Here is a 24,091-nt window from a genome sequence, read left to right as displayed (position 1 = left end):
CAACCTGTGGAAGCCTAGCAACCGAAAAATAGAGCGGACAACTCCGCTCTATTCTATACGGTTTCCTTTTACAAGAAATTACTTTCTTAAACCTAAACGTTCGATTAAAGAACGATATCTTTCAATATCAACTTTCTTTAAGTAAGCCAGTAAACGACGTCTCTGACCAACCATCTTTAAAAGTCCTCTTCTGGAATGATGATCCTTCTGATTTACTTTTAAGTGCTCATTCAGCTCATTGATTCTGGCTGTTAAAAGTGCAACCTGTACCTCTGGTGAACCTGTGTCTGTAGCAGTTTTACCATATTCTGCGATGATTTCTTCTTTTCTTTCTTTTGATAACATTTACGTTTCCTCCTTATATTTTCTTATCGCCTGATAATCAGCAAAAGGTCGGAGTGTCCATCTACCGAATATCGGCTAAATCATACCTAACAAATATAACATACTACTTATTATTTGTAAACAAAATTCTGTTAGTTTCCTTATCTAGTTTCCTAATACACGGACAACACATACTGGTGAACGATAATATGCATTGGAAATCTTGATTCCGGTAGAAGGTGAACTTGCATGAACAATCTGACCATTTCCGATATAGATTGCCACATGGTTAATGCCCTTACCGCTACCATAGAAGAACAAATCTCCCGGCTGTGCTTCGGATGCACTGATTCTGGTTCCGCATCCTGCCTGTGCTCTGGATGAGTGTGGCAGATATACGCCATAATTTGCATATACGGATAATACGAATCCGGAACAGTCCGCTCCTCTGGTAAGGCTGGTTCCGCCCCATACATATGGATTACCGACAAACTGTGTTGCATAAGCCACCAGTGATACTCTTGTATCTGAAACACCCTGACCATATTTTAATTCTGTCATGGTCTGTGCCTTTGGCAGCTGCTGTGAAATCTCTACATAGTCGGTGCTTGCATATCCTACATCACCATCTAAGTCTACTTCCACCCAGCCATCATACTGATTTAAAACCTCTAATTCTTCTCCTTCCGGCATCAATGCCAGTTTGGTACAATCGGTATTCATCTCAGCACGTACATTTAAAGTCTGTGTTGTAACGGTTGCAATGGTCTTCATTACTTCCTGGGCTTTTGCTACAGCTGCCTCTCCGGTAATGATATATTCTGCTTTTACATATCCGGTTACCTGACCAGATTCAATTTTAAGCCACTCGCCATCGTCCTCTAAAATTTCACATCCGGCATCACTCTGCATCTTTCCTACGATATCAGAATTGGTATCCGGCTGTTCCCTTACATTTAAACTGCTGTCAACCTGTGCAATACCAAGATTGGTATATCCACAGATTGTTGTATCTACAGGTACCGCTGTATCGGTTGCTGCTGTATCTGCAGGTACCGTTGTATCGGTTGCTGCAGCATCCTCAGACTGTCCTTCCATCGTTGTAACAGTATTGGTTGCTGAAACAACAATATCTGTATTATAATAGGAATCCATTGTAGCAAATATTCCTGCATTTAAGCCGGAACCTGCTGATGTCTGTGCAGTTGCGCCACCCTCAAGCGCCACTGTAAGTCCACAGGTAAGAATAAATGCTGTTGTCTTCCACTTTCTATTGTTCTTCATAAAAATATGCCTCCTGACATTGTAACGATGCAAAATGCACCCTGCATTTCCGCATCTGTTCGAATCAATATGCTTCTCCATATTTTAAGATTATAGCAACGTGATTTCATAATGTCAACATAAATATGTAACAATTATGTAACAATTGTTCGAAATTTTACGAAATTCATATATTTAATGCTGCTGTACATAAAATCTGCCATAGGCAATATCCTGTTCGAGCTGTTGCTTTAAAGCCTCTAAGGATTCAAACTTCATCTCGCTGCGCTCTCTGCTCCGGAAGCAGACACGCACTTTCTTTCCATAGAGATTCTCATTAAAATCAAAAATATTGGTTTCCACTGCCACCGGATTAACCCCTTCGATAGTCGGCTTACATCCAACATCTGCGATTCCATGATACGTCTTATCCCCTACTACAACATCACAAACATAGACACCAAACGGCGGAAGCAGTTTGTTTTCCGGCGGTATGATATTTATGGTCGGGATTCCAAGTACCTTCGCGCCCATTTCTCTGCCATGTATTACAACACCTTCCACAAAATAATCATAGCCAAGAAGGTATTTTACTTTTTCCATATTGCCCTTTTCTACTTCTTCCCGGATAAAGGTACTGCTGATATCCCGATTCTCATACTGAACCTTATCTATTACCTTAAGTTCATAATGCAGCTTCTTCGCATATATTTCCAGCAGATGGTAATCTCCGCGGCGGTTATGTCCGAAATGAAAATCTGTTCCAACCACAATGCCACGGATTTTCATGGAAGAAGCCAGCATTTCAATAAATGCTTCCGGTTCCATGGTCATGACTTCTTTGGTAAAAGGATATTCAATCAGATAATCAATGCCCTGCTCTTCACAGATTGCAACCTTCTCTTCATTCGTCGTAAGCACCTTCTGGACTTCATTTATCCTGCCCGGTCTCGGCGGAATGGCAAAGGTAAATAGTACCGTTGCACAGCCTTTATTCTTCTGCTCCATCATATGTTCTAATAAAGTCTCATGTCCTCTGTGCAGACCGTCAAATTTGCCAAGGGAAAGCACGCATTCTTCTTCAATATGAAATTCTGTTGTTCCATGTATATACTTCATTTTTTATACCTGCTTAAATGTCTTTTTCCTTCTCATTGCTGTGTAAAGAAAAGTTTTACCGGCTTAAACAGCCTGTCCGCTGTACGGTATTCATATATTCCAACAAAATGATTTGCATTGTCATACACTCTGACTTTTTTGCAGTCATCTTCTTTATAAAAAGAAGCAAGCGTATGCTCTATCGTCTCTGCCTCTGCTATCACAGGCAACGGCAGCTTATTTCCATTATATAAAAGTGCAGTACTATCTTTGCGGCTGTGAATCTGTGGCAGATTTTTAAATACGGTATCAATGGGATATAAAATCTCTTCTATCTTACCACTTTTCATTATTGTCTCAATTTCCTGCAGTGTTTTTGCATCTTCTATTTGAAAATCTGAAACTCTTGTCCGTACCAGGTACTCCATACAGGCTCCACAACCTAATTTTTCTCCGATGTCATGGCACAATGTCCGGATATAAGTTCCTTTGGAACAGTGCACCCGCATGGTCACTCGCGGCAAGTCGATTGATAAAATTGCAATATCTAATATCTGAACCTTCCTTGCCTTGCGTTCTACTTCCACACCGTTTCTTGCTAAGTCACATAATTTCTTTCCATTGACCTTCAGTGCAGAATACATCGGCGGAATCTGTGCATATTCTCCCACAAAGCTTTCAATACACTGCTTTACTTCTTCTATGGAAAGATTTACCTCGGATTCCTTTAATATGGTTCCTGTCATATCCTGGGTATCCGTTTCTTTTCCCAAAAGCATGACTGCCTCGTATACCTTGTCCTTATCAGTTAAAAGGTCACAGACTCTGGTTGCTTTTCCTATACATACAGGAAGTACGCCCTCCGCATCCGGATCAAGCGTACCTGTATGTCCAATCTTTTTCATTTTTAAAATTCCACGCAGCTTTGCAACTACGTCAAAGGACGTAAATCCTTTTTCTTTTCTCACATTAATAATTCCGTCCATACGTTATCCTGTCTATTTCAAAAGCTGTTTTTCAACGTCCTTTACGATTCCCTCAAGAATCTCTTTGGCATTGCCTTCTATGGTTGCTCCGGCTGCCCGTATATGACCGCCTCCACCATAGGACATCATAATAACTGCCACATCTACCTTACCACTGGAACGCATGCTTGCTTTAAAGCTTCCATCCTCATTTTCGTAAAGAAAGATTGCAGCTTCCACATCTTTGGTAGCACGAAGCTGCTGTACGATTCCTTCTAAATGTTTCGGAAGAACCTGGTATTTTTCCATTTCTTCTTTGGTTACGATAGATGCAATGCATTTTCCATCTAAAAAGAGCTGGCTGTCCACCAATGCCTGACCCAAAATCCGGTTCTGCTCGTAAGTTTTCTCATAATAAGTCTTATCCACGATACGGCTGAAATCAATTCCCATTTCCATCAGCCTGCCGGCAATGTTCATGGTCTTTGCGGAAGTACAGGAATACTGGAACACACCGGTATCATGCACAATTCCCACATAAATACATTCTGCAATTTCCTTTGTAATCTTCTCTTCATCTATGAGTTCATATACAAGCTCACAGGTTGAACTTGCCTCCGGGAAAATGTAGTTTGCATCTGCAAAGTTCTGATTGCTGATATGATGGTCAACACAGAAGGTGCGTTTTGCTGCATGAAAATATTTCACTGCATTTCCCAGTCGTTTCTCATCGCCGCAGTCCAATGCAATAAATAAATCGTATGGCTCTTTTTCTATATAAGAGCTGTCAATTTTATCTGCATTTGCAAGGAATTTGAAAATGTTTGGAATCGGTTCCAGATGGAGTTCCACTTCCATTTCCGGATGATATTTTCTGATATAGTTATATACTGCTAACGTGGAACCTACACAGTCTCCGTCAGGTTTTACATGACCGGCTATTGCTACACGCTTCACATCATAAAGCTGTTCCTCTAATTTCATTGGCAACACCTGCTCTCTTTCTCTTCGGATGAGGCTTAGGACTCTTCCTGTCCAATTACCTCATCAATTTTCTTTGACATGTTTACACCATACTCAATGGACTGATCCAGGATAAACCGAATCTCCGGAGTATTTCTTAAATTGATACTTTTTGCGAGGGCATGACGAATATACCCTTCTGCACTATTAAGACCTTTGATTGTATTATTCTGAGCTTCTTCGTCTCCGAATACACTGATATACGCCTTACAGGTTTTTAAATCCGGTGCCACTTCTACGGCAACCACGCTGGTCATCGGCGCAATACGCGGGTCTTTTACTTCACTCCGGATAATGTTGGAGAGTTCTCTTTGAACTTCTCCATTTATCCGCATATTTTTCATACTATTTTTTTGCATAATTTTCCTGTCCTTCTATCAGATTATCTGGCAACCTCTACCATCTTATATGCCTCTACCTGATCCAGTTCTGCAATATCATTAAATCCTTCGAATACAAGACCACACTCATATCCGGCTTTTACTTCCTTCACATCGTCCTTGAAACGTTTCAGGGAAGCAAGATTTCCTTCAAATATCTGTGTTCCCTCACGGGTAATACGGACTTTACATCCACGCTCAAAGTTACCATCCAATACATAAGAACCTGCAATGTTACCAACACCGGATGCTTTGAAAATCTGACGAACTTCTGCATGGCCGATTACTTTTTCTTCGTATACAGGATCTAACATTCCCTTCATAGCAGCTTCTACGTCTTCAATTGCGTTATAGATAACTTTATACAGACGGATATCTACACCTTCATTTTCAGCAGTAACCTTTGCTGTAGGGTCCGGTCTTACGTTAAATCCAATGATGATTGCGTTAGATGCAGATGCTAAAGTAACATCAGATTCGTTGATTGCACCAACACCACCATGGATAATCTTAACCACAACTTCGTCGTTGGAAAGTTTTACAAGACTCTGTTTTACGGCTTCTACAGAACCCTGGACGTCTGCTTTAACGATGATATCCAGCTCTTTTACATCTCCGGACTGAATCTGTGAGAACAGATCATCTAAAGACATTCTGGAACGGGTCTCCTCTAACAGTTTTGCCTTTCCTTCGGAAATATATGTCTCTGCAAAGTTTCTTGCATCTTTTTCACTGTCACATGCTACGAATGTTTCTCCTGCATCCGGTACACTGGAAAGTCCTAAAATCTCTACCGGCATGGATGGTCCAGCTTCTTTTACTCTTCTTCCCTTATCGTCAATCATGGCACGCACTTTACCATATGCACTACCACAGGCAATCGGCTCACCAACTGTAAGGGTTCCCTTCTGTACTAAAACAGTTGCTACAGCTCCTCTTCCTTTATCCAGCTGTGCCTCAATGATAACACCACGGGCTTTACGTTTTGGATTTGCCTTTAACTCGCTGACTTCTGCTGTTAATAATAACATTTCCAATAACTGGTCAATACCTTCGTGGGTATGAGCAGATACCGGTACAAAAATGGTGCTTCCACCCCAGTCTTCCGGAATCAGTTCGTATTCGGATAACTCCTGTTTTACTCGGTCGATATTGGCATTTGGCTTATCAATCTTATTGATTGCTACTACGATTTCAATTCCGGCTGCTTTAGCATGGTTAATTGCTTCTACAGTCTGTGGCATGACACCATCATCTGCTGCAACTACAAGAATTGCGATGTCGGTAGATTTTGCTCCACGCAGACGCATTGCGGTAAATGCTTCATGTCCCGGTGTATCTAAGAAGGTAATCTTCTGTCCGTTGATACTTACCACATATGCTCCGATATGCTGTGTGATACCACCAGCCTCACGGTCTGTTACATGTGTATTACGGATTGCATCCAGAAGGGATGTTTTACCATGGTCAACGTGACCCATTACACAGACAACAGGTGGTCTTGGAACTAAATCTTCTTCTCTTTCTTCATCCTCTTTTAAGAGCTCTGCAATTACGTCTACCTTTTCTTCCGGCTCTGCAATACAGTTAAATTCCAGTGCAATTTCTTCTGCACTGTCATAGTCGATTTCCTGGTTTACGGTAACCATCTGTCCCTTCATAAAGAGCTTCTTGATGATTTCAGAAGCCTGAACCTTCATCTTATCTGCCAGTTCCTTAATCGTCATACGCTCCGGCAGAGATACGCTGCGGATGGTGTCTTCTTCCTTTGGTTTCGGCTGTGCAGGACGTTTCTTCTTACCGCCGTTTTTCTCAAGATTTACATATCTTTCCTGTTTCTTGCTTCCTAACTTATCGTGCTCCTGCACCTGTTTCTTACGGGTATTGTCACGGTCACGGTTCTCACGGCTTTCTTTTCTTAAATCGTCCGGTCCTGCCTGGATTGCTTCTTTATTGAAACGGTTTAATTCCTGGTCGAATCTTCCACTATTTCTTCCGCCTCTTCCATTTCTGTCGCCTTGTGGACGGTTATTATTGTATGGTCTGTCTCCCTGTGGGCGGTTATTGTTGTACGGTCTGTCTCCCTGCGGGCGGTTGTTATTGTACGGTCTGTCTCCCTGCGGGCGGTTGTTATTATACGGTCTGTCTCCCTGCTGACGGTTATTATATGGTCTGTCCCCCTGCGGGCGATTATTGTTGTACGGTCTGTCTCCCTGCTGACGGTTATTATACGGTCTGTCTCCCTGTGGGCGGTTGTTATTATACGGTCTGTCTCCCTGTGGACGGTTATTGTTGTATGGTCTGTCTCCCTGCTGACGGTTATTGTTAAAGTTTCTTGTCTCCGTCTTCTTCTCTTCTGTTTTCACTACCGGTTTCTCCTGAACAGTTTTTGTTTCCGTAGTCTTTACTTCTGCAGTTTTCGTTTCTGCTGGTTTTACTTCTGCAGCCTTAACTTCTGTTGCCTTTACCTCTGCCGGCTTAACTTCTGCAGCTTTTACTTCTGCAGGCTTTGGTGCTGCCGGTTTTGCAGGCTGAGCTGGTCTTGCAGCCGGTGCCGGTCTTCTTGTTTCTCCGGTCTTGGCATTGGTGTGATAAGCCTGACGTCTGCTTCCCGGATTGGTCTTGCTGTTCTGTGGGTTAAATACAGCAGAAATACTTGCTTTTTTCTTCGGTCGAGCCGGTGCCTCTGTTGATTTTGCCTCGCCTGTAGCTTTTGTTTCACCTGCTGGCTTTGCTTCTGTTGCAGCTTTTGCTTCGCCTGCCGGCTTTGTCTCTGCTGCTGGCTTTACTGCCGGTTTTGCTGCTCCGTTTACTTTAGAACGCACCAGTTTCTGTGCATCTTCATCTATACTATTACTGGATGTCTTTACTTCATACTGGGTTCCTTTTAAGGAATCCAAAACATCCTGCGGCTTTATATTTAATTCTTTTGCGAGTTCATATACTCTGAGTTTTGACATATATAACTACCTCCGTTATTCAGTTGTTAACAGTTTCAATTGCTTTATGACGGCTTTGGCAAGACCTTCGTTGGTAACTGCCAATGATGCCCGAAATTCTTTTCCAATATGATGTCCGAGACTCTCCTTATCAGCATAAGCATAAAATGGCACTTCATAAAAGCTGCACATATCACGGAAATGTTTCTTCGTATTATCTGAAGCATCTCCTGCGACAATGACCAGATGAGCCTTTCCTTCTTTTACCGCTTTCTCTGTTGAAAATTCTCCGCTTGCAACATTTCCTGCCTTGGCAGAAAGTCCAAGCATGGATAACACCTTATCTTGTTTCAATATTCTGCATCTCCTTTTGCAACTCCTCATATATTTCTTCCGGAATCGCCATTTTCAAAGATCTTTCCAAGCCCTTTGTCTTTTTTGCTGCCAAAAAGCAATCCATATTCGGACAGATATATGCGCCTCTTCCATTCTTCCTTCCAGTGGAGTCCACTACAAGTTCATCTTCCGGCGTATGAATAATCCGAATCAGTTCTTTCTTGCTTTTCATTTCCTGGCATCCTACACATTTCCGCATAGGAATCTTCTTATTCGTTGCCATCTATGAACTCACCATCTCCTGCGTTTTCTTCTTCATAACCTTCCTCATAACCCTCTTCATACTCCTCATCATAGTCCTCGTAATCATTTTCATAATCCATGAATTCACCGGACTCTCTTGCCTGTGTCTCACTCTTGATATCAATCTTGAATCCGGTCAGTCTTGCAGCAAGTCTTGCATTCTGTCCTTCTTTACCGATAGCAAGGGATAACTGATAATCCGGAACAACAACCTTTGCGCTCTTCTCTTCGCCATCTGCGATTACGGAAATAACTTTTGCTGGGCTTAATGCGTTCTCGATTAACATAGCAGGATTCTCATTCCAGTTAATGATATCAATTTTCTCACCGCGTAATTCACTTACGATAGCATTTACCCTGGCTCCGTTCATACCTACACATGCTCCTACCGGATCTACATCAGGGTCATTGGAGTAAACAGCAATCTTTGTTCTGCTTCCTGCTTCACGGGCAATACTCTTAATCTCTACAATACCATCTTTTACTTCAGTAACTTCTGCTTCAAACAGACGTTTTACTAATTCCGGATGAGTTCTTGAAACCATAATCTTAGGTCCCTTTGGTGTAGATTTTACTTCCAGGATATATACCTTGATACGTTCGGTCGGTTTGAATACTTCACCCTTTACCTGCTCATTTTCAGTAAGAATGGCATCTGCTTTACCAAGATTAATGGAAATATTTTTTCCAACATATCTCTGTACAATTCCGGTTACAACGTCTTTTTCCATGCTGTAATATTCGCTGTAAATTGCTTTTCTTTCTTCCTCACGAATCTTCTGTAAAATTACGTTCTTTGCATTCTGTGTTGCAATACGTCCAAATTCTTTGGATTTAACTTCTACATTTACCACATCACCAAGATTGTACTCAGAATCAATCATGCGTGCATTTGCAAGGCTGATTTCTGTTACATCATCTTCTACTTTTTCCACTACGGTCTTCTCAGCAAGCACATGGAACTCGCATGTTTCCGGGTCAATGTTTACTTTAATATTATCTGCCTTTCCAAAATGGTTTTTGCATGCAGTCAGCAGAGAATTCTCAATTGCCTCAAGTAAAGTCTCTTTGCTGATATTTTTTTCCTGCTCCAGTATTGTCAATGCTTCCAACAACTCGTTATTCATTTCTTTATCCTCCTATATACTTATTTTCTAAGTTGTATGCTATGTTAATGATTAAAAATCGATGGCAAGACGGATTAATGCAATATCCTTCTTATCAAATACCTTCTGTCCATAAGATTCGTCTTCAATTGTTACGGTATTCTCATCATATGCACTTAAGACTCCACAAAATTCCTTTTCATGATCTATGGCACGATACAGACGTATCTCCACTTCTTTTCCCATAGAACGGACATAGTCCTTTTCTTTCTTCAACGGTCTGCCAAGTCCCGGCGAACTCACTTCAAAAATATAAGAGTCTTCCACATAATCTTCCCGATCCAGAATCTCATTCATTTCCCGTGCTACCATTTCACAGTCATTGACGGTAATTCCGCCTTCCTTATCAATGTAAGCCCGTAAGTACCAGTCGGAACCTTCCTTGACATATTCCACATCTACCAGTTCAAAATGATACTTATCAACGATTGGCTGAATGAAGCTTTCTGTCTTCTGTTCATAAATTTCTTTTCTGGACATGTAACCACCTTTCCATCTGCTTAAATTTTGTTCTAAACATGAATTGAGAGTGGACGTAACGCCCACTCTCAAAGCCTAAATCATCATGTACTGTATTATTATAGCACTATTTTCTTAAATTGCAAGATTTTATTTCCAAATTATCTACCCAAATTATCTACTTTCTGCCGGCTTTTCCTGCCTTTTTCTGTGACCAGACAGAACATGTTCCAATCACTACGGCAACCAGAATTGTAAATACATATGCCATCCATGCCGGTAATGTTCCTGCAGATACTACTGCTGTGCTGCCGTTTCCATCACCTTTTACTAAAATCAATGCAGAAACCGGAGCTACTTCTGCTGTTCCAGAAATTGTTTCAATCGTATCTGTTCCTGCTAAGGTATCATTAATGCATACATTCCAGCTTCCTTCCGGAAGAGTTATTTCTTTTTTCTCATTATTGGCATTGAAGATCACATACATTCCATCTGCTGTCTCTCCGTCAACATCACCGGTAATTGCAAACGCTACTACATTATCATCTAAATCTTCTACCGGAGTTACATGTGCTTTTACATCCTCTGCATTGTCAAGGCGAAGCACCGGATGTGCCTTACGGAATGCAATCAGTCCTTTATAATACTGGTAAACATTCTGATACTGTTCATCTTCCAGATTGCTCCATTTTAAGCTGTTTACTGAATCTGGTGAGGCATAGCTGTTTTCATCTAGACCACCATCTGCTTTCACTTTGCTTCTTAAGAATTCTTCTCCTGCCTGCATAAACGGAACACCCTCTGCCGTCATATAAATGGCTGCTGCAAGATTGTTCATGCGGATTCGCTCCTCCACGGAAGCTTCCGGAGTAGAACGGATAATACGATCCATCAGGGAAAGATTATCGTGACAGGATGCGTAGTTAACGGACTGGGAAGGTGTAGTACACCATTCCGGTGATAATCCCACAAAGCATTTTTGTAAGGTCTTCTCTTTGCCATTTGCTCCGGATACAAAACCTTTTTCTGTCGTTGAAAATGTATTTCCTTTTAACAAATCTCTTAAAGTATCACTGAAAAAAGCCATTTCCGGTACTTCTGTGGAATTGGTCTGTGTTGTCATGGAATATCCTTCTTTGGTAAGGCTTGTCTGCATCGACCATCCTTCTCCGTAGAAGATAACATCCGGGTGGTCTTTGTGCACTTCCTCGATTACCTCGTTCATGGTTTCCGTATCCAAAAGTCCTACCAGGTCAAAACGGAAGCCATCAATATGATATTCATCTGCCCAGTATTTTACTGAGTCCACAATATATTTCTTCACCATGGAACGCTCGGATGCTGTGTCATTTCCACAGCCGGAACCATTAGAATAAGTCCCATTATCATTTACTCTTGAGAAATACTCCGGCACAATTACGTTAAAACAGAATTCTCCTGCATTGTATACATGATTGTAAACCACGTCCATAACGACACTGATATCATTATCATGTAACGTCTTTACCATTTCTTTAGCTTCTTTCACCCGGACTTCTCCATGATATGGATCCGTGGAATAAGAGCCTTCCGGTACGTTGTAGTTGACCGGATCATATCCCCAGTTAAACTGCGGTGTATCCAGCTTTGTTTCATCTACGGAACCATAATCATAAAACGGAAGTAAATGTAAATGTGTGATTCCCAAATCCTTGATATGGTCAAGTCCGGTCGGAACACCATTTTCAGTTGTGGTTCCGGTCTCTGTCAGTCCTAAATATTTTCCAACGTTTTCAATTCCGGAACTGGAATCTGAAGAGACGTCACGGATATGCATTTCATAAATAACAGCATCATTAATACCCTCTCCGGCATGTGGGTTACTGTCACTGTCCCACCCTTCCGGATTGGTGGATTCCAAATCAATTATCATAGCACGTTTTCCGTTGACACCTGTGGTTCTTGCATATGGGTCATTGGCTTCTTTTTCCTCACCATTAATGGTAACGGTGTAAGTATAATAGGTACCATTTAAATCTCCATCCTTTGATGCCACCCAGGTTCCGTTTATATCTGCAGTCATTGGAATGGATTCGATTAAATCATCGGTTCCTTCTATTCCTGATTCATAGAGATTTACAGAAACAGCCTGTGCGGTTGGTGCCCAGAGACGGAACGCGGTGCTGTCTTTTGTCCAGGTTGCACCAAGGTCATCTCCGTCATAAGTATATTCTTCTTCAAATTCTTTGGTGGAATATACGCTCGGCATCACTACTTTATATTCAGTTCCTTCGTATGTAATCTGATAGCTCTTATAAGCATCTAATGGTTTTTCCACAACTACCTGATATACGAAATCTTCATCTTGTGTTACTTCTTTGATAGTAACCGCCACACCATCGGCACTCTTAATGGAAAATGCCTGCATCAGATCCCCTTCAACTGCTCCGGTCATCTGAACGGTTACTGCGCCTTCCCCATCATATTTGGCTCCGGATAATTTAGTTCCGGTTACAGCATCATCACCATATTCTTTGGTATATCCTTTCACACCGGACTCCACATAAATATCCACAGTGCCGGATACCATCTCAGAAATATCAATGAACTGGTCTTCATCAACATCCTTGGTCCAGTCTGCTGTACGCACAATAAATCCAACAGAGGTTGTACCCGGTGTTACTTCCATGGTTGCCACATGGTCACCATCTTCCTCTGCCAGTTCATAAGCTGCACCATCCGCACCTTCTCCCCACATCCAGACATCCCATCCATCGTAATTGTCGTCTGCTCTGTGGTAATGCAGCTTAATCAAAAGTTCGTCAGCCTTTACCATTGCCGCATCTGAGACTACTGAAAAAACAGTCATCATGATAAGCAGCAATGCCATCCCCAATGCTTTTCCTCTTCTCTTCATGTCACCCTCCATCATACATTTGTTAGATTTGCTTATTTTTTCCTTGTTTATTACCGGAAACATAGTAAATTATAACATAATATATGCTGATTTGGAAGAGATATTTTCGTAAATTTTAGTTAATTATTGCAATTCGAATTTTTACGCAAAAAGTTGCAAAAACACGCTTTGCAAGTTTCTCGCGTAAATAAAAAATGCTGTAAAACCATTATCTGGCTTTCAGCATCTTCTATGGGTTGGGCTATTAAATTATTAATAGTGAGCAGTTCATAGGGGAATCGAACCCCTGTTTCCGCCGTGAGAGGGCGGCGTCTTAACCGCTTGACCAATGAACCGGACAAGTGATACTATAACACGACGCCCTCTAAATTGCAAGCACTTTTTTTAATTTTTTTGCAATTTTTTTCTTCAGCTTCTTTCTAGTCCTCATATCCATTCGGATTATTCTTCTGCCATCTCCAGGAATCGGCACACATTTCACGAATGCCAAACTCTGCTTTCCAGCCAAGCTCCCGCTCTGCCTTTGAAGGGTCGCAATAACAGGTCGCAATGTCGCCGGCACGACGTGGCTTAATGGAATAAGGAATCTTTACGCCTGTTGCTTCTTCAAAATTCTTTACAATATCAAGTACACTATAACCATGTCCGGTACCAAGATTGTAAATACTTAAGCCGGCATTTTCCTCAATCTTCTTTAATGCCTTTACATGTCCCTTTGCCAGGTCTACTACATGAATGTAGTCTCTTACCCCGGTTCCGTCCGGTGTATCATAATCATTTCCAAATACGCCAAGTTCTTTTAACTTTCCAACTGCCACCTGGGTAATATATGGCATCAGATTGTTCGGAATTCCATTCGGGTTTTCTCCCATAGTTCCGCTCTGATGTGCTCCGATTGGGTTAAAATATCTTAATAAGATAACATTCCATTCCGGATCAGCTTTCTGCATATCCATAAGAATCTGCTCTAACATGGATTTCGTCCAGCCATATGGATTGGTACACTGTCCCTTCGGGCATTCCTCTGTAATTGGAATCTGTGCCGGATCACCATATACGGTCGCGGAGGAAGAAAAGATAATATTCTTGCAGCCGTGCTGGCGCATCACATCTACTAAAGTCAATGTTCCTGCAATGTTGTTATTATAATATTCCCATGGCTTTACCACAGATTCTCCAACTGCTTTTAATCCTGCAAAATGAATGCAGCAGTCAATCTTCTCTTTTTCCATGATTTCATTTAAGATATCACGGTCTAATATATCTCCACGGTAAAATGTAACTTCTTTTCCAGTAAGCGCTTTTACACGCTCTAATGATTTTTCGCTGGCATTGGATAAATTATCCAGCACTACTACGTCATAGCCTGCCTGCTGTAATTCCACGCAGGTATGACTTCCGATATAACCTGCTCCACCTGTAACTAAAATAGACATATTCTCCACTCCTTTGTACTAAAATATGTATTTTCGTGTTCCTTACAAATAAGAGTATACCTTATATTCCTGTATTTGAACAGTATCTATTGTATAAACAATATGTATTTTTGTTGCATCTGCAAAGGACAGCCTCTATAATATATCTATAATCTATCTGCAAATTCCAGAAGGGAGGCATACGATGGACCCAAAATATAAGAATTCTTATAAAGTAAATAAAAAAGAACTGGTTTCCCTTTCCGTCTATAATGTCGGTTTCCAGAAATGTGAACCTCTTTACCAGTGGGGACCGGGAATCCGTGACCATTATCTGATTCATCACATTCTATCCGGAAAAGGATATTATTCTGTTGGAGGTAAAGTTTATGCCCTTTCCACCGGAGATACCTTCCTTGTCTACCCTCAGACCGAAATCACCTATTATGCAGACGAAAAAGACCCGTGGGAATATGCCTGGGTAGGCTTTAATGGCAGTGACGCTGCCATTATTTTGAATGCCACAGATTTTTCCAGGGATTTTCCACTGATTCACCAGACGCCGCTTTCCGAATCCATCCGGGAACACCTTCTCGGTATCTATGAAGCCCGCGGAAATGATTTCATGGATTCTGTAGAAATGACCGGACGGCTCTATCAGACGCTGGCTCTTTTTATGAAACATGCCAGCAATAATGAACAGTATAACAGTTCCAGCAACTATGTCCAGAAAGGAATTGCCTATATTTCCGCCAACTATTCCTATCCGATCCGCGTAGATGATATTGCTGATTATGTAGGCGTAAGCCGGAGCCATCTGTACCGCTCTTTTGAAACCATACTGGGTCAGTCGCCGAAAAATTATCTGACCCAGTTTCGTTTAAAACAGGCATGCTATCTCTTAGAACACTCCAGCCTATCCATTACTGCTGTAGCTAATTCCGTAGGCTTTGACAATGGGCTGCATTTTTCCAAGACGTTCCATAAGCTGAAAGGAATATCGCCCAGGGATTACCGGCTTGCATCCTTAAATAATAATACAGACTAATCCGCCATTATTATCATTTACAACCTTCTGCATGGTATCCTGCAGCTTCATCTGGCTTTCATCATCCATCATGCCAATCTTGCTGCGGATACCGTCTTCCATCAGTTCTCCAATGGATTTTCCAAAAATGCTGGTTCCCCAGACTCCATCTTCTGTGCTCTGTCCCTCTTTGATATAATGAATCAGGTCGTTTGCCTGCTCTTCACTTCCTACAATCGGTGCAATCTCCGTTTCAATATTTGCCCGGATCATATGAACAGACGGTGCTACTGCCTTGATTTTTACACCAAACTTATTGCCATGTTTAATCAGCACCGGATCATCCATTTTAATATCTGAAAGCTTCGGACTCACCACTCCATATCCTTTCATTTCTACCGATTGTACCGCATCCGCTACCTTCTCATATTCCTTACGTTTCTCAGAAAGCTCTTTTATCATGGAAATAAGCTGGTATTCCCCGGTCACTTCTGTTCCGGTCAGTTCACTGATATTTTCATAATAATACTGATCTGCAATATCCAGCCGGATATCTGCTGTGCCATTTTCCAGATTCACCGCCTGCATCATCATATTGGAAATGTAATCTCCCTCCGGAGCCATCTTGTAATCCATCAAATCTTTTATCAGTGTTACTTCCGACAGCATTTTCCCAGCATTTGCAACCACATTTTCTTTGATTGGATGACTCATTTCCAACATTTCTACCCATTTCGGAAGAAAGAAATTCATCTTCACAACCGGGAATTCATAGAGGATACCCTTCAGCACTGCATAGACATCTTCTTTTCGAAGCTGCTCACAATTCAGCGGAAATACACTGACTTCATATTTTTCTTCTAATTCTTTTGCCAGTTGTGCCGTTTCCTCGCTGTATGGTTTTACGGAATTCAGTACCATAACAAAGGGTTTTCCGATTCTCTGCAGCTCTTTTATGGTTTCTTCTTCACCTTTCACATAATTTTCCCGCGGGATATCTGTGAAACTGCCATCTGCAGTTACTACAATTCCAATGGTTGCATGGTCATTAATAACCTTTCTGGTCCCGACCTCTGCTGCCTTTGTAAAAGGAATTTCCTCTTCAAACCAAGGCGTCTTTACCATTCGCTCCACACCATTTTCCAGATGTCCGGTGGCACCCTCTACCATATAACCCACACAGTCAATCAGCCTCACTTTTACTTCGGCATCTTCGCCAAGCCGGATTTTTGCAGCATCTTTTGGAATAAACTTCGGCTCTGTTGTCATAATGGTTTTCCCCTGGGCCGCCTGTGGCATTTCATCCACCGCACGCTGGCGGCTGTTTTCATCCTCCATAAACGGAAGTACCATCAGCTCCATGAAACGTTTGATAAAAGATGACTTTCCGGTCCGCACAGCTCCAATCACACCTATGTAAATTTCCCCATTTGTCCTTGCACTGATATCTTTATACATATCATAAGTGCCTGTATTAAAATTTTCCATATAAATTCCTCCTGCCTATACTGTTATATGTATATGCAGGAGGAAGTCACCTTTATAACAAAATATTCAGTTTTCCAGAAAGACATCTAAACTCTGCGTGCGTCACATCCCCACAATATTCTCCGTCAGCATGCAATACCATTGGTTTTTCCAAATCCACGCTGAATTTTCTGCAATTATGGATATCAAAGCACTTAAATCCTGTATGTTTTCCCTTTACCAGAAATGGCAGAAGGAAAAAGGTGCGCCACCTTGCCACTCCATAGCCACAACAGACTGAAAATTCTCCGTCTGTAGCCACTGCATCCGGAGCCATCGGCACTCCGCCGCCTTCACAATACTGATTCATTCCGGCAATAAAAATCATCCGGGAAATCGGCTCTTCCACTTCATCATCAAATACTATCTTCGCCTCTGCTGTCGGCATGGTAAACAGGGATTTTATCGTAAGACAGACATAGGTTAATGAACCAAGTCCCAGTTTATTTAATGCTTTCTTTAATCCGGAATGCAGTGCCTGTTTACATACATCCGCATCCAGTCCAAGACCGGAACTGATTGCAAATATCTTCTGTTCCTTCTGTTCTCCTTCTGCCCAGCTGACACAGCCCAGGTCAATCGGCGTTGTCTCTTCTGCCTGAAGTATCCGCTCTAAATTTTCTGTAGGTGTTCCATTGATTTTCATACCTCTTGCGAAATCATTCCCGGAGCCGGTCGGTATGTATCCAAACCGGATTTTTTCAAAATCATGCATCCCGTTCAGTACTTCATTTAACGTACCATCACCACCGACCACAATAAGATACACTTTTTCTCTATCAATATCACATACACGGTCTGCAAGCTTCTTCGCATGGCCCTCATACTCTGTAAAATGTGCTTTATACCTTATTTCATGCTCCAGAAGGTAATTCTGCAGTTCCTCCCAGACCCGTTTGGACCTGCCGCCTCCCGAGGTATTGTTTACTATAAAATGATACATTTTATTCTGCTGTTTCTAAAGCTTCCAGCTCTTCTTTTGTTTTTCTCTTTCTACAGTAGATTTCCATATTTTTGCAGACTTTCTTTGCAAGTGCCGAAGTAATCTGTCCATCTACTGCACGCCATTTCCAGTTCATGCCAAGTGTAGATGGTGTATTCATACGTCCTTCACTGCCAATTCCAAGAATATCCTGCATCGGAACAATAGCCATATCACCAACACAGCCCCATACTGCTTTCATGGTGCCCCAGTTATATCCTTCTTCTTTGTTTAATCTTAAATATTCTTTGGCATATTTAACGCTTTCCTTTGGAGCCGTCTTGAACCATCCCATAATGGTATCATTATCATGAGTTCCAGTATAAACAACACAATTCTTTTGATATGTATGTGGAAGGTAATCACTCTCTTCTCTGCTGTCAAAAGCAAACTGGATTAACTTCATTCCAGGGAAACCGGTATCCTTTAACAACTGTTTTACGGACGGTGTTAAATAACCCAGATCTTCTACAATAATATTTAATCTGCCAAGTTTCTTTTCCAGAGCATTGAACAGGTCCATACCAGGACCTTCTCTCCACTCTCCATTTCTTGCTGTCTTATCCTTTGCAGGAATTGCGTAATATGAATCAAAACCTCTGAAGTGGTCAATACGAACAACATCATACAATTCAGACATTGCTTTGATACGTTTTGTCCACCAGGTATAACCATCCTTCTTCATAGCATCCCAACGGAATAACGGGTTACCCCATAACTGTCCATCATCGGAGAATGCATCTGGAGGACATCCGGATACATCAATCGGATCCAGGTTCTCATCTAAATAGAACTGTCCCGGATTTGCCCATACATCTGCGCTGTCACCAGCAACATAAATAGGTACATCACCGATAATCTGAATGCCTTTTTCATTAGCATATGCTTTCAGCTCTGTCCACTGTTTGAAGAACAGATACTGCAGCATTTTCCAGAATTCAACATCATCTGCAAATTCTTCTTTCGCATTTTCAATTGCTGATGGTTTGCGGAGTTTTAAATCTTTCTTCCATTCAAACCATGCAACCCCGCCATTTGCATCCTTCAATGCCATAAACAGTGCATAGTCCTCTAACCAGTCACTGTTTTTCTCACAAAAGTCCGCAAAATCATCCGGTAATGCTTTTTTAAAGCGCTGATATGCTTTTTTCAATAAAGGAAAACGGTTTTCATAAAGTGTTCCATACTCTACAAATTCCGGATTTTCTCCCCATTCATAGCTTAAACATTCCTTTTTTGTCAGTAACTTATCCTTACAAAGATAATCTAAGTCAATAAAATATGGATTCCCCGCAAAGCTTGAAAATGACTGATACGGAGAATCTCCATAACTGGTTGGGCATATCGGTAATATCTGCCAGTAAGTCTGTCCTGCTTTATCCAAAAAGTCTACAAATTTTCTGGCTTCCTTTCCCATTGTACCAATTCCGTATGGTGACGGAAGTGAAGATATATGCATTAATATCCCACTTGTTCTCATAATTAAATTCCTCCTGCAAACTAGATTATTTTCCTATCTCACGAACACTTTCCCCCAGTGCAAGTTCAAAAGGTATTATCTCATGTACTGCCTTGGTTTTCAAGTCAATTGTACGAAATAGTATTTCAAGACTGCGTTGTGCCATCGTCTGGTACCGCTGTCTTATAGTGGTCAGCTTTGGATTATAGTAATCCGCCATTGGTATTCCGTCAAACCCCACAACGGAAATATCATCCGGTACCAACAGACCTCTGTCTCGTATCGCACGAATTGCTCCAATTGCCATGACATCACTCATCGCAAATATAGCAGTCACATCCTTTGCCTTCTCCAAAAGTTTTTCCGTAGCCCGATATGCACTTCCAAAGTCAAATCTTGCTTTCACAAAATATTTATCGTAATCAAATATTCTTCCCTTTTCACCAAAGCATTTCTCGCACCCGATATAACGCTGTTCACTGACATAAGAGGAACTTAAATTTCCTCCAATTACCCCAATATGAACATGCCCCTGATTCACCAGATAATTCATGGCACATTTCGCTGCTTCCACATCATCTGTTGCTACACTGGACAGGTTCGGAAAGCCAAGATCTTTTCCTGCTGTAGACACTAATACCGATGGAACTTTTACTTCATGAAACTTTTCCCTGAAAAATGCAGGATTACCTCCGAGGAATAAAATCCCCAGAGGTTTTCTTTCACGACACTGAATAATTGCCTGTTCTACTTCATTTTCTTCTTCATCCAGATATATCATATTCAATGTATAACTGGTCTTATTTACAATCGTCTGAATTTCTTCTGCTATCCCTGAAAAAACCATATTTGACGTACCTTTTACCAGTACGCAGATGGTTTTAGAGGCAATCTGTTTCAAATGTTTGGCATTTCCATTTGGAACAAAATTGTGTTCTGCAACAATCCGCCGAATCTTCTTTTCTGCTTCCGGACTCACATCATCCCTGTTATTCAGAACCCTCGACACAGTACTTACTGAATATCCGGATTCTTTTGCAATATCTTTTATTGTCATGTTTTGTCCTGCCTTTACACTATATCTATAGCGAAATACTTATTATATAAATGCTTAACCTTTTACAGCTCCTGCAACAACGCCTTCGATAATATATTTCTGGCAGATTCCATAGAAAATGATAATTGGAAGAATTGCCAGTACCAGCATAGCCATCATTGCACCCCAGTCGATAGAGCCATATCCACCTTTCAAATACTGAATTGCAATCGGAATCGTTTTCCATTTTCTGATATCGAGTACCAGATATGGAAGAAGGTAGTCATTCCAAATCCACATTACCTGAAGAATTGCAACTGTAATTGCCGTAGGCTTTAAAATCGGGAATACAACCTGGAAATATGTCTGAATCGGGCTGCATCCATCAATCATTGCTGCTTCTTCGATTTCAAGCGGGATACTCTTTACAAAGCCGGTAAACATGAATACCGCAAGTCCTGCTCCAAATCCAAGATATACTAAAATGATTCCAACCGGATTTCCAAGATGTAACATATTGGACAGCTTGGATAATGTAAACATTACCATCTGGAAAGGTACAATCATGGAAAACAGGCAAAGGCAATATAAACCTTTTGAAAACTTATCATTCACGCGGATGATATACCATGCACACATAGATGTGCAGAGAATAATTACTGCAACAGAACATACTGTGATAAATAATGATGTTCCAAACGCATTAAAGAAGTTAATCTTGCGGATACCTTCTGCATAGTTGGTTAATCCAACAAATGCCTTCTGTACTCCGGCAACAAATCTGTCCCATCCGTCAGTCATTTTAAACGGTCCTAACTGGAACGGGAATCGGTTAATATATGCCTTTAATTTAAAGGAGTTCATAAATACGATTACAATTGGAAGTACCCACAGTACACTTAAAATAGTAAATATAATGGTAAAAATCCAGCCATGTTTTGCTTTTCTTACATTACTCATTACTGCTGCACCTCCTTACGTCTGGTCAGATAGTTCTGTCCAAGTGCAATTATTGCTACCAGAATAAAGAATACAACTGCTTTTGCCTGACCAACGCCTTCCCATCCGTTTCTACCATAGAAAGTATCATAGATGTTCAATGCTAAAAGCTGTGATCTCTTTGCAGGTTCACCTGCTGTCAATGCTAAGTTCTGGTCGAATAATTTAAATCCGTTGGTCAGTGTTAAAAATGTACATACGGTAATAGATGGCATTACCATCGGTAAGGTTACATTTTTAAGTACCTGCCAGGAAGTTGCCCCGTCGATTTCTGCAGCTTCAATCAAATCTCCAGGAATATTCTGGATACCTGCGATATAGATAATCATCATATAACCTATCTGCTGCCAGCACATCAGGATAATCATACCCCAGAAACCATATTTTTCATTATATACCAATGTTCTGCTGTAATTTGCGAGAATACCATTGAAAATCAACTGCCAGATATATCCTAATACAATACCACCAATCAGGTTCGGCATGAAGAAAATGGTACGGAACGCATTTGTTCCTCTAATACCCTTTGTTAAAAGCATCGCAATTACGAATGCAAAAAAGTTAATGGCAAGCACAGAAACAATTGTAAAGAGTGCTGTATACCATAATGAGTGAACAAATGTCTCATCTCCAAAGATTTTGGTATAGTTAGATAGTCCTACAAACTTTGCATCCGTAACAGTTGTGAATTTACAAAAAGAAAGATAGATACCCATAGCAAAAGGAATTATAAAACCAATTGTAAATGCAACTAACGTTGGAAGTGCAAAAAGAGGAAAATATTTTTTAATTGATTTGTTCATAATATTTTTCCTTTCCCTTTATAAAGGGCAGGCGATATCCGCCCGCCCTTTTTTCACATATTGTTCTGATTATATGTGATAAGTCTTACTCGTTTGCTGCTGCGTACTCAGAAGCCCAGCCATCAACGAATGCAGTTACAACATCATCCCAGGAACCTGTTCCAGCAGCATAAGCTGTTAATGCAGAACCTACGCCATCTTTCCAAGCCTCAGAAGGCATTGTTGTAAAGCACCAAGCTACAGAAGTCTTACCATCTGCAATGTACTGGTTAGCTGCATCCATGAATGCATTGCTTGCCTGATATCCATCATCAAATGTATCAAATGGTGTTGTGAAGCCCATCTGGTTAGCAACAACGTCACGTCCTGTGTCACTTGTAATAACCCAGCTCAAGAAATCTTCTGTTGCTTTGATGTTTTCTTCAGAAGCATTAGCATTAATACACCAGTAGTTCTCAGATCCTGTACAAAGTCCCTGATTCTCTTCTCCATCAGCTCCGATGTAGATAGGCATCATTCCAAGGTCATCATCTGTTAATACACCAGCATTGATAATATCATTGTATGCCCATGTACCATTCTGATAGAATACAGCTTCGCCTAAGCCAAATTCAGCTGTTGCATCATCACCAGTCTTGCTTGCTAACATAGAGCCTTCGCAAGTAGAATCTGTTGTGTATAAATCCCAGATCTGTTTGTAGTTATCAAGGTAAGTTCCTTTGATAGCATCTGTAGATCCGATTCCATCTGCTTTGTATTCATAGTAGATTGGAAGGTTTGCTAAATGGGTTTTGAATCTCCAGTCAGAAGATGAATCCATACCAGCTGAAGTAAATGCACCCTTAAGGTCATATTCAGGACCAGCTGCTTCACTTACTTCTGCAAGTCTTGACTGAATATCATCTGCTACTTCTTTTAATTTTGCAAAGCTGTTGATTTCATCGATAGAAGTAACTTTAGCTCCGTCCATTCCGCAATATGCGTTTAATACTGTTTTGTTGTAAATAAGACCATAAGTCTCAAGTACATATGCAATACCTTTTACTTCATCTCCATCTTTCAGTACAAAGTCATCACTCTTAACATGTGAATAAACATCTGTTCCTGATAAGTCTGCACAGTAATCTTTCCATGTTGCAAGACCAACCGGTCCGTTTACCTGGAAAAGTGTAGGTGCATCAGATTTAGCCATCTCAGACTTTAAAGTCTCTTCATATGTACCAGATGCTGCTGTAACAACTTCAACTGGAACACCAGTCTCATCTGTGTAAGCTTTTGCAAGATCCTGCCACTGCTGATCCTGTTCTGGTTTGAAGTTCAAGTAGTAAACAGAACCACTTGCTGCTTCTTTGCTGTCATCTGTCTTCTCTGTTCCTGCTGCATTATTGTCAGCTGTTTTCTTGTCGTCGCTTCCACATCCAGCAACCATAGCTGCTGTCATAGATACAACTAACATAAGAGATACTAATTTTCTTTTCATAGTACATCCTCCTAAAATATAATATGCTGTCCTTCCTGAAAACCTCTTCCCCAATCTGTATACCGACTTGTCTGAAAACTGGTTGGTTACGTTCTCGGTAACGTTTTCAGTGGATGTATATAATATAACCCCATTACTCAAAAATAGCAATGGGGTTTTCAACATTTTGTACACTTATATAATTTTGGCATTCCATTTTTGTGCACTTTTA

The 24,091-nt window shown here is 41.0% G+C and carries 21 protein-coding genes and 1 tRNA gene; 1 reads left to right on the top strand and 21 read right to left on the bottom strand.

What is annotated here, in order from left to right; all coding sequences use genetic code 11:
• Positions 1-78: 78 nt before the first annotated feature.
• The 14 genes from rpsO to galE form a co-directional block, all read right to left on the bottom strand.
• The gene (rpsO, locus tag DV740_RS02480; protein WP_118056740.1) at positions 79-345 is read right to left on the bottom strand and encodes a 30S ribosomal protein S15; all 267 of its coding nucleotides are present in this window, start codon (positions 343-345) and stop codon (positions 79-81) included.
• Positions 346-489: 144 nt separating this feature from the next.
• Positions 490-1,608: a C40 family peptidase gene (locus DV740_RS02475; RefSeq protein WP_118087413.1), complete on the bottom strand. Its 1,119-nt coding sequence runs from the start codon at positions 1,606-1,608 to the stop codon at positions 490-492.
• A gap of 174 nt (positions 1,609-1,782) precedes the next feature.
• Positions 1,783-2,706, bottom strand: a complete 924-nt coding sequence (locus DV740_RS02470; protein WP_022242574.1) for a bifunctional riboflavin kinase/FAD synthetase — start codon at positions 2,704-2,706, stop codon at positions 1,783-1,785.
• A 32-nt stretch (positions 2,707-2,738) separates the two neighbouring features.
• The gene (gene truB / locus DV740_RS02465; protein ID WP_117841002.1) at positions 2,739-3,671 is read right to left on the bottom strand and encodes a tRNA pseudouridine(55) synthase TruB; all 933 of its coding nucleotides are present in this window, start codon (positions 3,669-3,671) and stop codon (positions 2,739-2,741) included.
• A 12-nt stretch (positions 3,672-3,683) separates the two neighbouring features.
• Complete coding sequence (locus DV740_RS02460) at positions 3,684-4,634, bottom strand: DHH family phosphoesterase (protein WP_117697168.1); 951 nt, start codon at positions 4,632-4,634, stop codon at positions 3,684-3,686.
• Positions 4,635-4,669: 35 nt separating this feature from the next.
• Positions 4,670-5,032: a 30S ribosome-binding factor RbfA gene (gene rbfA, locus DV740_RS02455; protein WP_022242577.1), complete on the bottom strand. Its 363-nt coding sequence runs from the start codon at positions 5,030-5,032 to the stop codon at positions 4,670-4,672.
• Between the two features lie 23 nt (positions 5,033-5,055).
• A complete protein-coding gene (gene infB, locus DV740_RS02450; protein ID WP_118087412.1) occupies positions 5,056-8,013 on the bottom strand; it encodes a translation initiation factor IF-2 in 2,958 nt (985 codons plus the stop codon).
• Positions 8,014-8,028: 15 nt separating this feature from the next.
• The gene (locus DV740_RS02445) at positions 8,029-8,346 is read right to left on the bottom strand and encodes a L7Ae/L30e/S12e/Gadd45 family ribosomal protein (RefSeq protein ID WP_022242579.1); all 318 of its coding nucleotides are present in this window, start codon (positions 8,344-8,346) and stop codon (positions 8,029-8,031) included.
• Positions 8,333-8,611, bottom strand: coding sequence for an RNase P modulator RnpM (rnpM, locus tag DV740_RS02440; RefSeq protein WP_022242580.1), 279 nt, complete (start codon positions 8,609-8,611; stop codon positions 8,333-8,335). The genes DV740_RS02445 and rnpM overlap by 14 nt, the downstream gene beginning before the upstream one ends.
• On the bottom strand, positions 8,598-9,758 hold the full coding sequence (nusA, locus tag DV740_RS02435; protein ID WP_117697162.1) for a transcription termination factor NusA: 1,161 nt from the start codon (positions 9,756-9,758) through the stop codon (positions 8,598-8,600). Before nusA ends, rnpM begins: the two co-directional genes overlap by 14 nt.
• A gap of 51 nt (positions 9,759-9,809) precedes the next feature.
• A complete protein-coding gene (gene rimP / locus DV740_RS02430; protein ID WP_022242582.1) occupies positions 9,810-10,277 on the bottom strand; it encodes a ribosome maturation factor RimP in 468 nt (155 codons plus the stop codon).
• Positions 10,278-10,434: 157 nt separating this feature from the next.
• Positions 10,435-13,152: a type I pullulanase gene (pulA, locus tag DV740_RS02425; RefSeq protein ID WP_118087411.1), complete on the bottom strand. Its 2,718-nt coding sequence runs from the start codon at positions 13,150-13,152 to the stop codon at positions 10,435-10,437.
• Between the two features lie 263 nt (positions 13,153-13,415).
• Positions 13,416-13,487: transfer RNA gene (locus tag DV740_RS02420), tRNA-Glu, on the bottom strand.
• 84 nt (positions 13,488-13,571) lie between these two features.
• The gene (gene galE / locus DV740_RS02415; RefSeq protein ID WP_022242586.1) at positions 13,572-14,588 is read right to left on the bottom strand and encodes a UDP-glucose 4-epimerase GalE; all 1,017 of its coding nucleotides are present in this window, start codon (positions 14,586-14,588) and stop codon (positions 13,572-13,574) included.
• Positions 14,589-14,772: 184 nt separating this feature from the next.
• Between galE and DV740_RS02410 the strand changes: the two genes are divergently transcribed.
• Positions 14,773-15,615: an AraC family transcriptional regulator gene (locus DV740_RS02410; RefSeq protein WP_117697160.1), complete on the top strand. Its 843-nt coding sequence runs from the start codon at positions 14,773-14,775 to the stop codon at positions 15,613-15,615.
• On the opposite strand, the gene spoIVA is transcribed toward DV740_RS02410, so the two are convergent.
• The 7 genes from spoIVA to DV740_RS02375 all read right to left on the bottom strand — a co-directional run bounded on the left by spoIVA (position 15,595) and on the right by DV740_RS02375 (position 23,880).
• On the bottom strand, positions 15,595-17,082 hold the full coding sequence (spoIVA, locus tag DV740_RS02405; RefSeq protein WP_117840996.1) for a stage IV sporulation protein A: 1,488 nt from the start codon (positions 17,080-17,082) through the stop codon (positions 15,595-15,597). The two genes, DV740_RS02410 and spoIVA, sit on opposite strands and share 21 nt — an antisense overlap.
• A gap of 52 nt (positions 17,083-17,134) precedes the next feature.
• Positions 17,135-18,064: a diacylglycerol/lipid kinase family protein gene (locus DV740_RS02400; protein WP_118087410.1), complete on the bottom strand. Its 930-nt coding sequence runs from the start codon at positions 18,062-18,064 to the stop codon at positions 17,135-17,137.
• Between the two features lies 1 nt (position 18,065).
• The gene (malQ, locus tag DV740_RS02395) at positions 18,066-19,583 is read right to left on the bottom strand and encodes a 4-alpha-glucanotransferase (protein WP_117840994.1); all 1,518 of its coding nucleotides are present in this window, start codon (positions 19,581-19,583) and stop codon (positions 18,066-18,068) included.
• Between the two features lie 25 nt (positions 19,584-19,608).
• A complete protein-coding gene (locus DV740_RS02390) occupies positions 19,609-20,619 on the bottom strand; it encodes a LacI family DNA-binding transcriptional regulator (RefSeq protein ID WP_117697153.1) in 1,011 nt (336 codons plus the stop codon).
• A 54-nt stretch (positions 20,620-20,673) separates the two neighbouring features.
• Entirely contained in the window at positions 20,674-21,558 is an 885-nt protein-coding gene (locus DV740_RS02385; protein ID WP_117840993.1) for a carbohydrate ABC transporter permease, read from the bottom strand.
• Positions 21,558-22,400 (bottom strand): carbohydrate ABC transporter permease, encoded by an 843-nt coding sequence (locus DV740_RS02380; protein ID WP_117697151.1) that lies wholly within the window; start codon positions 22,398-22,400, stop codon positions 21,558-21,560. The genes DV740_RS02385 and DV740_RS02380 overlap by 1 nt, the downstream gene beginning before the upstream one ends.
• Positions 22,401-22,485: 85 nt before the next feature.
• Entirely contained in the window at positions 22,486-23,880 is a 1,395-nt protein-coding gene (locus DV740_RS02375) for an ABC transporter substrate-binding protein (protein WP_118087409.1), read from the bottom strand.
• Positions 23,881-24,091: the final 211 nt, after the last annotated feature.

This window comes from Roseburia sp. AF02-12 (assembly GCF_003461765.1).
Classification (GTDB): domain Bacteria; phylum Bacillota; class Clostridia; order Lachnospirales; family Lachnospiraceae; genus Roseburia_C; species Roseburia_C amylophila.
This window is presented reverse-complemented; position numbering and strand designations above follow the sequence as displayed.

Coding starts and splice junctions, on each gene's coding strand:
- rpsO (WP_118056740.1), bottom strand. CDS start 345: ATGTTATCAAAAGAAAGAAAAGAAGAAATCATCGCAGAATATGGTAAA.
- DV740_RS02475 (WP_118087413.1), bottom strand. CDS start 1,608: ATGAAGAACAATAGAAAGTGGAAGACAACAGCATTTATTCTTACCTGT.
- DV740_RS02470 (WP_022242574.1), bottom strand. CDS start 2,706: ATGAAGTATATACATGGAACAACAGAATTTCATATTGAAGAAGAATGC.
- truB (WP_117841002.1), bottom strand. CDS start 3,671: ATGGACGGAATTATTAATGTGAGAAAAGAAAAAGGATTTACGTCCTTT.
- DV740_RS02460 (WP_117697168.1), bottom strand. CDS start 4,634: ATGAAATTAGAGGAACAGCTTTATGATGTGAAGCGTGTAGCAATAGCC.
- rbfA (WP_022242577.1), bottom strand. CDS start 5,032: ATGCAAAAAAATAGTATGAAAAATATGCGGATAAATGGAGAAGTTCAA.
- infB (WP_118087412.1), bottom strand. CDS start 8,013: ATGTCAAAACTCAGAGTATATGAACTCGCAAAAGAATTAAATATAAAG.
- rnpM (WP_022242580.1), bottom strand. CDS start 8,611: ATGGCAACGAATAAGAAGATTCCTATGCGGAAATGTGTAGGATGCCAG.
- nusA (WP_117697162.1), bottom strand. CDS start 9,758: ATGAATAACGAGTTGTTGGAAGCATTGACAATACTGGAGCAGGAAAAA.
- rimP (WP_022242582.1), bottom strand. CDS start 10,277: ATGTCCAGAAAAGAAATTTATGAACAGAAGACAGAAAGCTTCATTCAG.
- pulA (WP_118087411.1), bottom strand. CDS start 13,152: ATGAAGAGAAGAGGAAAAGCATTGGGGATGGCATTGCTGCTTATCATG.
- galE (WP_022242586.1), bottom strand. CDS start 14,588: ATGTCTATTTTAGTTACAGGTGGAGCAGGTTATATCGGAAGTCATACC.
- DV740_RS02410 (WP_117697160.1), top strand. CDS start 14,773: ATGGACCCAAAATATAAGAATTCTTATAAAGTAAATAAAAAAGAACTG.
- spoIVA (WP_117840996.1), bottom strand. CDS start 17,082: ATGGAAAATTTTAATACAGGCACTTATGATATGTATAAAGATATCAGT.
- DV740_RS02400 (WP_118087410.1), bottom strand. CDS start 18,064: ATGTATCATTTTATAGTAAACAATACCTCGGGAGGCGGCAGGTCCAAA.
- malQ (WP_117840994.1), bottom strand. CDS start 19,583: ATGAGAACAAGTGGGATATTAATGCATATATCTTCACTTCCGTCACCA.
- DV740_RS02390 (WP_117697153.1), bottom strand. CDS start 20,619: ATGACAATAAAAGATATTGCAAAAGAATCCGGATATTCAGTAAGTACT.
- DV740_RS02385 (WP_117840993.1), bottom strand. CDS start 21,558: ATGAGTAATGTAAGAAAAGCAAAACATGGCTGGATTTTTACCATTATA.
- DV740_RS02380 (WP_117697151.1), bottom strand. CDS start 22,400: ATGAACAAATCAATTAAAAAATATTTTCCTCTTTTTGCACTTCCAACG.
- DV740_RS02375 (WP_118087409.1), bottom strand. CDS start 23,880: ATGAAAAGAAAATTAGTATCTCTTATGTTAGTTGTATCTATGACAGCA.